This window comes from Pseudomonas sp. Lb2C2 (assembly GCF_052112205.1).
GTDB lineage: Bacteria > Pseudomonadota > Gammaproteobacteria > Pseudomonadales > Pseudomonadaceae > Aquipseudomonas > Aquipseudomonas kilonensis.
Genome location: NZ_JAUTYW010000001.1, coordinates 751,635 through 764,644, shown reverse-complemented (window position 1 = coordinate 764,644; position 13,010 = coordinate 751,635). Strand labels below are relative to the sequence as shown.

Annotated in this window: 8 protein-coding genes; 4 read left to right on the top strand and 4 right to left on the bottom strand. The window is 63.5% G+C overall.

Annotated elements, in window-relative coordinates:
• Positions 1–244: 244 nt before the first annotated feature.
• Together Q7F16_RS03250 and Q7F16_RS03245 are read left to right on the top strand one after the other, a co-directional pair.
• A complete protein-coding gene (locus Q7F16_RS03250; RefSeq protein ID WP_046064325.1) occupies positions 245–1,081 on the top strand; it encodes an AraC family transcriptional regulator in 837 nt (278 codons plus the stop codon).
• A 54-nt stretch (positions 1,082–1,135) separates the two neighbouring features.
• Positions 1,136–1,738: a LysE family translocator gene (locus Q7F16_RS03245; RefSeq protein ID WP_003202101.1), complete on the top strand. Its 603-nt coding sequence runs from the start codon at positions 1,136–1,138 to the stop codon at positions 1,736–1,738.
• A gap of 59 nt (positions 1,739–1,797) precedes the next feature.
• On the opposite strand, the gene aldA is transcribed toward Q7F16_RS03245, so the two are convergent.
• From aldA to Q7F16_RS03225, 4 genes are read right to left on the bottom strand one after another with little or no spacing between them, the layout of a single operon-like run.
• Positions 1,798–3,231, bottom strand: coding sequence for an aldehyde dehydrogenase (gene aldA, locus Q7F16_RS03240; protein ID WP_046064326.1), 1,434 nt, complete (start codon positions 3,229–3,231; stop codon positions 1,798–1,800).
• An 11-nt stretch (positions 3,232–3,242) separates the two neighbouring features.
• Complete coding sequence (locus Q7F16_RS03235) at positions 3,243–4,043, bottom strand: aldolase/citrate lyase family protein (protein ID WP_095974352.1); 801 nt, start codon at positions 4,041–4,043, stop codon at positions 3,243–3,245.
• Positions 4,040–5,239: an L-rhamnonate dehydratase gene (gene rhmD / locus Q7F16_RS03230; protein WP_095974353.1), complete on the bottom strand. Its 1,200-nt coding sequence runs from the start codon at positions 5,237–5,239 to the stop codon at positions 4,040–4,042. Before rhmD ends, Q7F16_RS03235 begins: the two co-directional genes overlap by 4 nt.
• A gap of 17 nt (positions 5,240–5,256) precedes the next feature.
• Complete coding sequence (locus Q7F16_RS03225) at positions 5,257–6,552, bottom strand: MFS transporter (RefSeq protein WP_046064329.1); 1,296 nt, start codon at positions 6,550–6,552, stop codon at positions 5,257–5,259.
• Between the two features lie 123 nt (positions 6,553–6,675).
• On the opposite strand from Q7F16_RS03225, the gene Q7F16_RS03220 reads away from it, so the two are divergent.
• The gene (locus Q7F16_RS03220; RefSeq protein WP_046064330.1) at positions 6,676–7,617 is read left to right on the top strand and encodes a LysR family transcriptional regulator; all 942 of its coding nucleotides are present in this window, start codon (positions 6,676–6,678) and stop codon (positions 7,615–7,617) included.
• 140 nt (positions 7,618–7,757) lie between these two features.
• Complete coding sequence (locus Q7F16_RS03215; protein ID WP_409556954.1) at positions 7,758–12,860, top strand: dermonecrotic toxin domain-containing protein; 5,103 nt, start codon at positions 7,758–7,760, stop codon at positions 12,858–12,860.
• Positions 12,861–13,010 lie beyond the last annotated feature (150 nt).

Below are 13,010 nucleotides of genomic sequence, written 5' to 3'. Positions count from 1 at the left end.
CACCGCTATCGCGAGCAAGCTCGCTCCCACATTGGAACTGTGCGGCCCAGGACTCTCCACCTGACACAAACCTCCCTGTGGGAGCGAGCTTGCTCGCGATGCGGTGGGTCAGTTACAGATGCATCCACAGACCGAACACCATCGCCAGCAGACCCAAATTCCAAAAGGCCTGCACAAATCTTCCAGACACTCACCTCATCAGCAGTTAATCTGCCAAGAGCACATTCACCAAGCGGGACAGGGCATGACTACGCGCAACTGGATCGATCTCAAGCAGGACGCCACGTCCGGGATCGAGACCGTGCGCGCGCATTTCGAGGGGCATGCCTATGATCCCCATTGGCATGACGCCTACCTGGTGGGCGTGACCGAGCAGGGGGTGCAGCAGTTTCATTGCCGGCGCCAGCAACACAACAGCACGCCGGGTAAAGTGTTCCTGCTCGAGCCCGGCGAGCTGCATGACGGCAACGCTCCCCACGACCATGGGTTTACCTACCGCACGTTGTACCTGGAACCTCAGTGGCTGGAGCGCGAGTTGCGTTCCTTGTTCGACGTGGCGCCGGACAACGCCCAGTTGGGGTTCGCCGCCACCCTGACCGACGATGCGCGGCTGGCGAGTGCCACGGCCATGGCCTTCCAGAGCCTGCACGAGCAGGAGATCCGCATCGTGCGCCAGACGGCCCTCGATACGCTGTTGGCCAACCTGACCCAACACCTGCACTGGCGGGCGCGGATCAACCCGGATCCGCGGCTGCCATTGGTGGCGCAGCAGGCCCGGGATTATCTGCACAGTCATCTGAGCGAAGACATCGGGCTGGATGACCTGGCGCAGGTCACCGGCGTGGATCGTTTCCGCCTGACCCGTGCGTTCAAGGCGGCTTTCGGCCTGGCGCCCCATGCCTATCTGATCCAGTTGCGCCTGGCCCGCGCCCGGCGCCTGCTGGCGCGTGGCGAGAGTGCCGTGGCAGTGGCGGCCATGCTCGGTTTTGCCGACCAAAGCCACTTGGGCCGCTGGTTCCAGCGCGCCTATCGCCTGAGCCCGGCGGACTACCGCAAGCGCTGCTCAATTGTTCCAGACTGACCACGGCTTCATGGGGATGATCAAGCGATCGATCATTCACCGAGATCTTGCTCCATGGACCAGTTACTGCCGTTTGCCTTGTTCGCGTTTGTCGCCTCCATCACCCCGGGCCCGACCAATATCCTGGTGCTGAGCCATAGCTCGCGCTTCGGCCTGGCAACCACTGTGCCGATCATCCTCGGTGCCTGCGCGGCGGCGGCCTTGCTGGTGCTTTTGGTCGGTACCGGGTTGGGGGACGTGCTGGCGCGCCATGCCACGATTCAAACGCTGCTCTCATGGGCGGGCATCGCCTGGTTGAGTTGGATGGCCTGGCAGATTTTCAGCGCACCGGCCCAGGCCATCGACCCGGACCGTCCCGTCGAAGGCCCGCGGCTGGGCTTGGCGGGGGCTGCCGGGTTGCAGTTGGTGAACCCGAAAACCTGGATGATGGCGTTGGCGGTGGTCAGCGTCTTCGCGGGAGCGGAGGCCGACCGCACCGTGCGGGTCCTCTGGCTATCCCTGGCATTTTTCGCCATTTCGATCCCGTGCATGACCGCCTGGGCCTACCTGGGCCGCGGCGCCGCACGGTTCTGCCGCTCCGCCGTGGCGATGGGACGGTTCAATCGGGTCATGGCGGTGATGCTGCTGGTATCGGCGTGGTTGACCTTGGTGGTCTGAGTCTCGAGGGAGCAGGCTCCCGCAGGGGGGCGAAGTTCCCCCCTGAAGGCAATCGCCGGTCAGCTTTGCAAGTACACCGCATGGGTATGGGTGTACTCGTACAACCCATGCTTGCCATCGGCCCCGCCAACCCCGGACTTGCGTACTCCGGCATGGAACCCCTGCATGGCTTCGAAGTTTTCGCGGTTGACGTAGGTCTCGCCAAAGTCCAGGCCCCGAATGGCATGCATGGCGCGACCCAGGTCCCGGGTATAGACTGAAGAAGTCAGGCCATAGTCGCAGTCGTTGGCCAGGGCGATCGCTTCGTCCAGGTCGTCGACGATCTGGATGGGCAGTACCGGACCGAAGATTTCCTCGCGCATGATGTCCATCGAGGCGTTGCAACCGGCCAGTACGGTGGGTTGAAAGTGGAAACCGTCGGGGCGGTCTGCCACATGGCCTCCGCTGATCAGGCTGGCACCTTGCTGCAGGGCGGTCCGCACTTTGCGCTCGATGCTGTCCAGGCCTTGGCGGTTGATCAACGGGCCCATCTCGACATCGGGCTCGGCCAGCGGGTCGCCGTAACGGGTGGCGGACATGGCCGCGCTGATGCGTTCGATGAATTGATCGGCGACCTTGCGCTCCACGTAGACCCGCTCGGCACAGTTGCAGACCTGACCGGTGTTGATGATCCGTGAGTCGCGAATCGCCTTGACCGCCAACGCCAGGTCAGCGTCCGCCAACACAATGGCCGGGGCCTTGCCGCCCAGTTCCAGGTTGAGTTTGGTGATGTTCGCCGCAGCAGCCGTCATGATCCGCGAGCCGGTATCGACGCTGCCGGTAAAGCTGATCATGTCCACGCCTTTGTGACCGCTCAAGGCCGCGCCCACCTGGCCGTCGCCACACACCACGTTGAATACGCCGGGCGGCAAGTCGGTCTCGGCCACCAACCGGGCGAATTCGAAGCAGTTGTTCGGGGTTTCTTCGCTGGGCTTGATGACAATGGTGTTGCCGGTCAACAGGGCCGGAGCCATCTTGCGGGCGATCAAAAAGAACGGGAAGTTCCACGGCAGGATGCCGGCCACCACGCCCAAGGGTTTGCGGAACAGGAAGATGTTTTCCCCGGGGCGGTCGCTGGTGATGATTTCCCCTTCGATGCGCCGGGCCCACTCGGCCATGTAGTCGAGGTAGTCGGCGGTGAAGTTCACCTCCACTTCGGCCAGGGCGCTGATCTTGCCTTGTTCCAGGGTGATGGTGCGCGCCAGGTGCGCAACGTTCTCCCGCAGTTTGCCGGCGATGCGTCGCAGGTAACCGGCGCGTTCGATGGCCGGTTTCGCCGACCAGGCTTTCTGCGCGGCGCGGGCGCCAGCCAAAGCCTGATCGACATCGGCGGCGGTGGAGGCCGGGACCCGGGACAACAGTGCACCGGTGGCCGGGTTGTACACGTCCAGGTGTGCTTCGCTGTGGGTGAACTGGCCGTTGATGAAGTTCTGGATCACAGGAACGGATGACATGGCAGGCTCCTTCAGTAAGTGCGCGACGGCGCTTGAACGGTGGCAGGTTCGCGATAGCGGGCGAGGGTGGCCTGGGCGCTCTGGCGCAGCAGGCTGATGTCGATGGCCACAGCAATGAACTGGCAGCCCCAGGCCTGATAGCGACGCGCATCGGCTTCGTTGGGCGCCAGGATGCCGCAGGCCTTGCCCGCCGCGAGGGTGGCGTCAACCGCGTGCCGGATGCGCTCCTGTACCTCGGGATGTCCCGGGTTGCCTGCATGGCCGAGGCCGATGGACAGGTCGGCGGGGCCGATGAATACCGCGTCCACGCCCTCGACGGCAGCGATGGCTTCGACGTTTTCCACGCCCGTTCGCGATTCCACCTGGACAATCAGGCACAGTTCTTCGTGGGCGGTGCTGAGGTAGTTCGCTACACCGTCCCAACGAGTGGCGCGGGTCAGGCCGCCGCCCACACCACGAATACCATGGGGTGGATAACGCATGGCGCGCACCAGGGCCTGGGCCTGCTCGGCGGTTTCGACCATGGGAATCATCAGGGTCTGGGCACCGACATCCAGCAACTGCTTGATCAGGTTGGCGTCGCCGGTCACCGCCCGCACCACCGGCGCGGTGGCATAGGGCGCCACGGCCTGGAGCTGGCCGAGTACGCTGGGGACGGTGTTGGGCGCGTGTTCGCCATCGATCAGCATCCAGTCGTAACCGGTGCCGGCGATGATCTCGGCGGCATAGCCGGTGGCGAAACCGGCCCAGATGCCGTACTGGGTTTGCGTTGAGGTCAGCGCGGCCTTGAAGGCGTTGCGGGGCATGTTCATGGCGTGCTCCTTTCGCGCTGATAAGGTCGGTGCAACTGGCAATCCGGATTGAGTTCCACGCCGAAGCCAGGCTGGTCAAGGACCGACAGGCGCATGCGGCCTTCCACCGGCACCGGTTCGCCCAGCAATTGCGGATGGAACATCGGCACCACTTCGTCGGCCTTGGGCGCCATCATCAGGAACTCGGCGAACGGGCTGTTATGTCGGGTGGCGACGAAGTGATAACTGTAGACCGAGGAGCCGTGGGGGATCACCAGCGCGTTGTGGGCGTCGGCCAGGGCCGAGATCTTCACCAGTTCGGTGAGGCCGCCGCACCAGCCAACGTCCGGCTGGATGATGTCGCAGCAACCCATCTCCAGCAGCATGCGAAAGCCCCAACGGGTGGCCTCATGCTCACCGGTGGTCACCAGCATGCCCTTGGGCACGTTGTTGCGCAGCGCGGCGTAGCCCCAGTAGTCGTCGGGCGGCAATGCCTCTTCGATCCACTTCAAACCGTGCTCGTGGGCGCCGACCGCGAGTTTGGTGGCGTAGTTGAGGTCCAGGCTCATCCAGCAATCGAGCATCAGCCAGAAATCGGGACCGACCCGCTCGCGCATGGTTGCCAGGGCTTCGAGATTCTTGCGCAGGCCTTCCTCGCCTTCGGCCGGGCCGTGATGCAAAGGCATCTTGCCGCCGATGAAACCCATTTTCTGCGCCAGGTCCGGTCGCGCGCCGGTGGCATAGAACTGCAATTCGTCACGCACCGCGCCGCCGAGCAATTGATGCACCGGCTCCTGGCGGATCTTGCCGAGCAAGTCCCAGAGCGCCAGGTCCACGCCGGAAATCGTGTTGATCACCAGGCCCTTGCGGCCGTAGTAGAGCGTCGACTGGTACATCTGGTCCCAGATCTTCTCGATGTCGGTCACCCGGGCGCCTTCGACGAATCGTGCCAGGTGCTTTTCAACGATGTAGGCCGCGGGCTCGCCACCGGTGGTCACGGCGAACCCGACGGTGCCATCGCTGGCTTCGATTTCCACCACCAGGGTGCCGAGCACATTGATGCCGAAACTGCGGCGGCTCTGGCGGTAGTCCGGGTACTTGCTCATGGGCGTGGCGATGTGATCGTCGATCCAGTGGCCATCGGCCTGATCGTGATAATCCGCGCCGCCGCCTCGAAGCACGAAGGCGCGAACGTGTTTGATTGTGGGAATACCCATGTATGCAGCTCCTTGAGTTAAACAGTGGCGGGCGTCTTTGAAGCGCGTTGGCCGGGCGAGTGGATACCCAGCACCAGCAACGCAGCGATAACGGTGGTAACCGAGAGCAGGTAGAGGCCCGCGGCGGGGGAGTGGAAGGCGCCTTCGGCCCAATTCTTCAGCACCGGGGCGATAAAGCCGCCGAGGGCGCCAAAGGAATTGATCAACGCGATGCCGGCTGCTGCCGCGCTGCCGGCCAGGTAGCTGGACGGAAAGGTCCAGAACACCGGCTGCACGGCGATGAAGCCGGAAGCGGCGAAGCACAAGGCGACGATTCCCAGCAATGGGCTGGAAACGCTCACCGAGCAGGCGATCCCGGCGGCCGCCATCAGCAGGGTCAGCGCGGCGGTACGGCGGCGCTGGCCGGTGCGGTCGCTGTAACCGGGAATCAGGTAGGCTGCGCACAGGGCGCAGATCCATGGAATTGCCGTGACCAGTCCCACCATCAACCCGACCTTGCTGCCCAACAGACCGCCGACCTGGGTCGGCAGGTAAAACACCACGCCATAGACGCTGGCCTGGATCAGCAGGTAAATCAGGCACAGGTACAACACAGAGGGTTGGCACAGCACGCTGAGCAGGCTGCGGCCGTGGGATTGTTTGTGCTGGTCCTCGGCATCGAGCAGCGCCTGGACCTGCTGGCGCTCTTCGACCGTCAGCCATTTAGCATCGGCGGGGCGGTTGTCCAGGTACCAATAGGCCCAGATGCCCACAGCCGAGGCCATCAGGCCTTCAACGGCGAACAACCACTGCCAGCCGTGAACACCGGCAAAACCGTCCAGCTCCAACAATAGGCCCGACAGCGGGCTGCCGAAGATGAACGCCAGCGGCGCGCCGAAGTAGAAGAAGCCCATGGCCTTGCCCCGGGCCGCCGACGGGAACCAGTAGGTGAGGTAGAGAATGACGCCGGGAAAGAACCCGGCTTCGGCCACGCCCAGCAAGAAGCGCAGCACGTAGAAACTCGTTTCGTTATGGGCGAAGACCATGGCCGCCGACACCAGGCCCCAGGTCACCATGATCCGGCACATCCACAACCGGGCACCGACGCGGTGCAGGATCAGGTTGCTCGGCACCTCCAACAAGGCGTAGCCGGCGAAGAACACCCCGGCGCCAAAGGCGAACGCTGCATCGCCGATACCGGTATCGGCCTGGAAGGCTTGTTTGGCGAACCCGACGTTGGCGCGGTCGAGAAAGGCCATGATGTACATCAGCAACAGGAAGGGCAGCAGGCGCCAGGAAATCTTGGCCAGCACAGACGCAGGAAGAGTCTTCATCGCGGGGTTCCTTTAGCAGGTATTTGTTCTTATGGGCTGGACTGTACGGCCGGCTAACGATGCGTTACAAATCGAATCTCGCTAACAAGCGATACCCTCAAGGTATCGATAAAGAGGCCCTCGATGACCCATCCCGTGCTGTCCCGCAGCCTGCTCAACCGCCTGCGCTATAAACACCTGCACATGCTGGTGGCCCTGAGTGCCAGCCAGAACCTGCATCGGGCCTCCCAGAGCCTGAACATGTCGCAACCGGCGGCGACCCGGATGCTGCACGAGATCGAGGACATGTTCGGTTGCGACCTGTTCGAGCGCCTGCCCCGGGGCATGCGCCCGACTGCCTTGGGCCAGGAACTGATCCGCTTCGCCGAGTTGGCCCTCAGCGGCCTGGACCGCTGCGCCGAAGACCTGCTGGCGCGCCAGCAGGGTGGTTACGGCTATCTGTCGATCGGCACCATCATGGGCGCCGCACCGGACCTGGTGATGGACTCCATTGCCCGCATCAAGGCCCTCAACCCGCAACTGCGGATCCGCATCATGGGCGACACCAGCGACCAGGTGATCCAGTTGTTGGAACAGGGTCGTATCGACCTGGCCATCGCCCGACGCAACGCGGCCACCGACAGCGAGCATTACGAGTTCGAACAGTTGGGCAACGAACGCTTGCTGGTTGTGGTCCACGCCGGCCATCCCCTGGCGCGACGCAAGAAACTGGCGCTGGCTGAATTGGTCAGCGACTGGCCGTGGATCCTGCAACCGGAAACCAGCCCGGCACGCATCGGTCTCGATCAGGCCCTGCAACGCCTGGCGCTGCCAACGCCGGCGGACATCATCGAGTGCAGCTCGGTGTACTCCATGCAGCAACTGATTCAACTGACCGACGCGATCATGGTGCTCTCGGAAACCGCCTTGCGCGATTACCTGAAAATGGGCCTGGTGGTGGCGTTGCCGGTGGCGCTCGACGTGCAACTGGCGCCGTTCGGGTTACTGCGCCGCAAGGGTGAACCGGTGAGCCGGGAGTTGGGACTGTTCATCGATTTGCTGCGCAACAAGCGAGCGGGCGAGTGACGGACTGATTGGGACCGCAACCCCTTGCAACGGTTGAGCGGTTTCAAAAAGCGCCTGTTTTCGCGAGCATCGCAGGCACATCAATTCAGTGTGCCTCAGCAGCTCCAATGCTCAATCGACCCCAAGGAAGGAGGTCCATCATGTCCACTCAAGATACCCATGTCGATTTTATCCAGGCTAGGTTGCCCACCTGGCTGAAACGCGCGTCACGGGCCGACCAGGAGCGTTTCAAGGTCCTTACCCAGCAACTGCAGCGTGACAGTGACGCGCTCAATGCACTGCTTGTCGACCTGCCGGCACCGGAGACCTTCACGCGCAACTTGCTGCAAGCCCAGCCGGAAATACAAACCTGGCCAGCGGTGAATGGCACCGGCAGCACTGGCGATGCCATACGCCGTGCAAGAGTCCGGCGCGGCCCCTACCGCTATGAGCCCTCGCTGTCGGTGGTGGAGGCGGCCATGCGCAATTACGCGCCCGCCGAGGCGGTCACCGGCAGCGACTTCGACAGCAAGGGCCAGCTGTTCATTCAGGGAAAACCGCAAGAGTTCCACCCATGGGACGTCCCGTCGGATACCGTCTTATTACCCACGACCCCGGCTGAATTCGCCCGCCTGTGTCGGCGCGTGGATGCCGGCGGTGCTTACCGCAAGGTGCTTGAACGGCGGTTGCCGCGCATCGGCGCCGAGGTGCCTGCCGTTGCCAGCGCCTACATGGCGTATGCACGCAGCCTGCTGACCCATGATGCCTACGAGGCGAAGTTGGACGGGCGCCTTGATGAAACCGGTGAGCGCCTGCTGGCCTACGCCGGCATTCAACTTGAAGCCCGGTCCATTGCGCCGCAGGCCTGTGAGGTCAAGTCGCTGGAGCTGCTGTCCGTGCCGCTGTTCGGCGCCCGGGTGTATTGGGGCGTGCAAGGGGACGCCAGAGGTGTGCGCCCGATCGTCCTGCACATGCCCCATGATGCGGTGGCACCGCTCAAGCAATTCACCAGTTTGCAGGCCATGTCCGCGGAGTTGACCGAGCGGGTACGTAAACGCAGCTACCGAGAAAGCCTGATGCGCTACTTGCCGCTGCGGTTGCAGGCCTGGCTGGGGACGGCCCTGCATGATCAAGTGGAGTGGAGGCTGGAGACTCACCCGAATGTGCTACAGGAAATCCATGCCCGTATCACGGGGTGGCGCGAGGGCGAACGGGGCGAGGACGGCAGCCGCATTCGGATACCCACGCCCAAGGTGGCCTGGGGCTTGAATGATCTACGTGAGGCGCCTTGGCCATCCGGCTATCACGAATGGCGTGGCCATGCCTTGGCCAACGCCGCGGCGCTGATGGTCCCGACCCGGGACCAGGACTGGCGGGCGCTGTTGGCTCGCTTCGCGTACTGGGAAAGCCTTGTCGAGCGCACGCTCATGCTCGCGGCGACCTTCTTCCCGTTCTGCGCGCCCATCGGCATGACGGCGGCAGCGGTCGGGGGCGTGCGGCTGGTGTATGAAATCTTCGAAGGCATCCAGGCCTTCAACGAAGGTCATGCCCAGGAAGGCATCGAACACATCTTCAACGTGTTGTTCGGCGTTGCTCAAGGTGCCTACCTGGGGTTCGTCGGAGGGACGGTGGAACCCATGCCCGTGGGTGACGGCACCACGCGCCTGTGGAATGGCGATGTCCGGCCTTTTGAAGCGAGACACTCGCCGCCTGTGGAGGCGGAGCAGGACGCCTGGGGTGTCTGGCGCACGCCAAACGAGGCGTGGGTGCGAATCGAGGACCGTTACTTCGAAGTCAAAGGCACGGGCGATGCCTTGGACTTGCGCCTGCCTGCGGGACATAAAGGCGTGCGCCCGCCCCTGGAGTGGAGTCGTGCCCGTGGTTGGCAGTGGGCGCATCGCAACCCCTTGCAACGGGGCCGCCTGGAACTGCTGCGCAGCTTCGCCGAGACGCCGGCCGAGTTGGACGACAGGACGATCCTCGTTATGCAACGACAGGTCGGCATCAGCGACGCGCATCTGCGCTACTTGCAAGTAGAGGGGCAGCCGATGCCGGCGATACTCGCCAATGCCCTGGATGAGGCCAGGTGTTGGCAGCAGGTGCGGCACACCATGGAACGGTTGCTGCGCAATGAAACGCCGCAAAACGGGCACTTTCGCATCGTCCAGACCATTGTGGAGTTGCCGGGTTGGCCAAGCGATCTGACCTTGCGCTACCACGACGGTGTGACCCTTCATCCCATTGGTGACCTGGCCGACACGCGCTCGCTCTATCTGCGCAAAGCAGACCTGGAGCACGACGCGTGGGCCGAGCGTGTTCTGGCCGGCCTGAGCACGGCTGAACAGACTTCGCTGCTGGGCCAAGGCAGTCTTGGCTTACCGCCCGTGGAACGCAGTCGGCTGTTGGCCGGGCACTGGGCCAGGCATCTGCAGCGCAATACACGGCGGGTGATCGACGCCATGGTCCGTACCTCCGGGGCTGATCCCCTGGCCGTCCCACTGGTCCGGGCTTTTCCGGGCTTGCCGCAATCCATGGCCAACGAGCTTGCCAGCCAGGCCATCGGCCAGGACCGCGTGCGCCTGACTGAAGGCCGGGTAGGAGAAGGCTTGGGCAGTCAATGCGCCGAAGCCTTGCGCGAGTTGCGCCTGAGCCATGCCTTGCGAGCCCTGGAACGCGGTGAAAGCAGTGTCGATCGGGATCGCATCATCATGGGCCTGCTGGGCAGCACTCCCCAATTGCAAGGCCGGATGCGCCTGCGCCTGTTTCTGCGCGAGCTTGCGAATCCGCTGGAGGTGGGGGAAACCGGGCCGTTGAAGATCATCCGCCAGGAAGGCGAACAGTACCGCTCCTTTGACGAGGAGGGACATGAACTGGCGGATGCCCTTGACCTGGAAGCGGCGTTGCTCAGAGCGCTGCCGGACGACGCTCGCCGGGCGCTGGGCTTGAACATCTGGCAGGGCGACACCCTGCGGACCTGGTTGCTCGCACAAGCCCTTGATGATCGGCCAGGCCTGCGCCCCTATTTGCTGATAAAACCCCTGGGCACCCGTGGTGCCCGCCCGCAATGGTTGAACGGGCGCTTGGGTTATCCGTTCAGCGGGCGTGGACGGCTTCCCTTGCAGGTTTGGAGTGCAAGCCTGGAAGCGCGTCTTGAACGACTGTATCCGAGCTATGCCGGGAGTGAACTGGCACGGCTTCAAGAGACCCTGGCCAGACAAGCCAGTCGCCAGCGCTTGAGCCTGGAGAACCTGGTCGCCCAGCTGGAAAACCAATGGACCGCATTGGATCAGGAGCTGCGTCAGTGGGAGGTCCATGAGGGCGTTCATCATCCGGCCGAGAACAGCCTCGACACCGAGACACGGCTCTCGCTGCGCCGGGCCGTAGCCGCGGAAATTCGCCGCGCCTGGCGACGCGCACCGGATCCAGGTCAAGAGGGCAGTGAGCTGGCATTGCGGCTGGTGGGGTACAACATCGGTCGTCTGCCGCCGATCAGCACGAGTTTTGAACATATAGAAGAGTTGTTTCTGGTGAACATGGGCCTGAGCGAGGACCCTTCGACGTTCCTGCGGCTGTTCCCCAACATGGACACGCTGCACCTGCAAGGCAATAACCTCACCGCGGTGCCCATGGCCGCGGGTGAGCTGTCCGGGCTGATAGAGCTGTCACTGAGTAACAATCCGCTCATGATGGGCGCGGAGGTCTTTGCGCCCCTGCTCGGTGCCGGTTCTGCGCTGCATTTACGGACGCTGCACCTGTCTGGAATCAGCAGCGGCGGGGAGGCGGCGGCCAGTGCGGCCATGGTCGCCGCCATCGACCGCCTGGGCGGATTGATCTCCCTGCGTGATCTGGTATGGGCTGACAACTTGCATTTCACCCGCCAGGAGTTGCAGGCCATCACCGCGTTACCCGGGTTGCGTACATTGGACCTGGCGCGCTGTGGTCTGCGCCTGGATCAGCAGGGCAGTGCGTTCCTGCGTACCGCCATCGGCCTGGAGGACTTGCGCCTGAGCGGCAACAATTGCCGGGACCTGCCGGACTTGCCGGAACTTGTGAACCTGCAGGAGCTGGAGCTTTCCAGCACCGGGCTTGATCGAGTGCCGGCGCTGGTTCTGACGGTGTTATCCAGACCCTCATCCGACATGCTCATTATCGACCTCAGGGACAACCGTATCGCCAACATTCAGGATGACCTGTTGCCTGCCTTGGTCCAGTGGCCGAGGGAAGATCCGGTTGGGCTGTGGCTGGAGGATAATCCGTTGCCAAGCGCACAAATCCAGGCCCTTCGCGCAATGGTGCCCGAGGCTTTTCGCTACACCATCGACGATTGGCTGTATATCTCCCCCAGCCTTCAGCGGGCCTTGGAAGTTGCCCGCGATAACGCCGGAAACCGACGGTTCATCGATTGGTTCTCCGGCGCTATCCAGGAAGCCGATGCCCGTTCGTCTCTCGGGCTGCCCTTTGGGGATCGCCAGAGGGCGGCGGCTGTCTTGCAGCACTATATCGGGTACCAGAACGCTCATGCGCCCTTGCCGGATTTGGTCGCGGATTTCGATCAGCAACTGGGGCAACTGCGCGTGCGCCTGCAAGCTCGCAGTCTGGACCGGCAACAGCCAGACCTTGCTGAGCTGGAACTGCATTTCACGATGTTCGAAGCACTCCAGCGTGCTCGCCTCGAACAGCAAGGCGTACCTTTTGAAGGCTTCTTGATTGAGCACTACGCCTTCTGGAACCACATGCTGACGGAGCGTTATCCAAACATTGAGCAGCGTCAGGCGCATATGACCCGGGAGGTCTTCATCGACTGGCTCTGCGATGCCCAGGACACCTTCAACAACAATGATCAATCCCCTCGCACCGGAGAAATGACCTGGCGGCCGTACCTGGGGCTGATGTCCCGGGACTGGTCCGAAGGGCTGGCGGTCTGGGAAACGGTCGATGACGATTTGGTGGATGCGTTCAGTGGGCCGGTGAATCCATCCCGTTGGCCCCGGGTGCTGCTGGATAACCTGGCGCGACCGGATGCCGACCTGCCCAGCCCGCTGGAATCCGTCATGCAGGGCGACCGCACCGTCTGGCGCCGCGCAGGGCTTGAGGCCGTGGCGGATGTGGATTGGGCCGCGGGCCAGTCGGTGACGCTCACCGAAGATCAGTTGCGACGCACCATGGCGATCTATCGCTCGCTCAAGAGCCGGGAGGTCGAGGCGCTGGTGAGGCGGATAACGACTGAGCTGGTCAGCGCCTGGTGGACGACGGGAGCGCGATAGCCGTTGGTTGCCACTGAACCGGTGGCGAGGGAGCTTGCTCCCGCTGGGCTGCGCAGCAGTCCCTTTTTGTGAGCGCTTCGCACTCAAGCGGGAGCAAGCTCCCTCGCCACAGGGGCGGTGATGTTCTCAAATGAGCCGTGTTGCGGTTTG

Coding starts and splice junctions, on each gene's coding strand:
- aldA (WP_046064326.1), bottom strand. CDS start 3,231: ATGTCATCCGTTCCTGTGATCCAGAACTTCATCAACGGCCAGTTCACC.
- Q7F16_RS03245 (WP_003202101.1), top strand. CDS start 1,136: ATGGACCAGTTACTGCCGTTTGCCTTGTTCGCGTTTGTCGCCTCCATC.
- Q7F16_RS03225 (WP_046064329.1), bottom strand. CDS start 6,552: ATGAAGACTCTTCCTGCGTCTGTGCTGGCCAAGATTTCCTGGCGCCTG.
- Q7F16_RS03220 (WP_046064330.1), top strand. CDS start 6,676: ATGACCCATCCCGTGCTGTCCCGCAGCCTGCTCAACCGCCTGCGCTAT.
- rhmD (WP_095974353.1), bottom strand. CDS start 5,239: ATGGGTATTCCCACAATCAAACACGTTCGCGCCTTCGTGCTTCGAGGC.
- Q7F16_RS03235 (WP_095974352.1), bottom strand. CDS start 4,043: ATGAACATGCCCCGCAACGCCTTCAAGGCCGCGCTGACCTCAACGCAA.
- Q7F16_RS03250 (WP_046064325.1), top strand. CDS start 245: ATGACTACGCGCAACTGGATCGATCTCAAGCAGGACGCCACGTCCGGG.
- Q7F16_RS03215 (WP_409556954.1), top strand. CDS start 7,758: ATGTCCACTCAAGATACCCATGTCGATTTTATCCAGGCTAGGTTGCCC.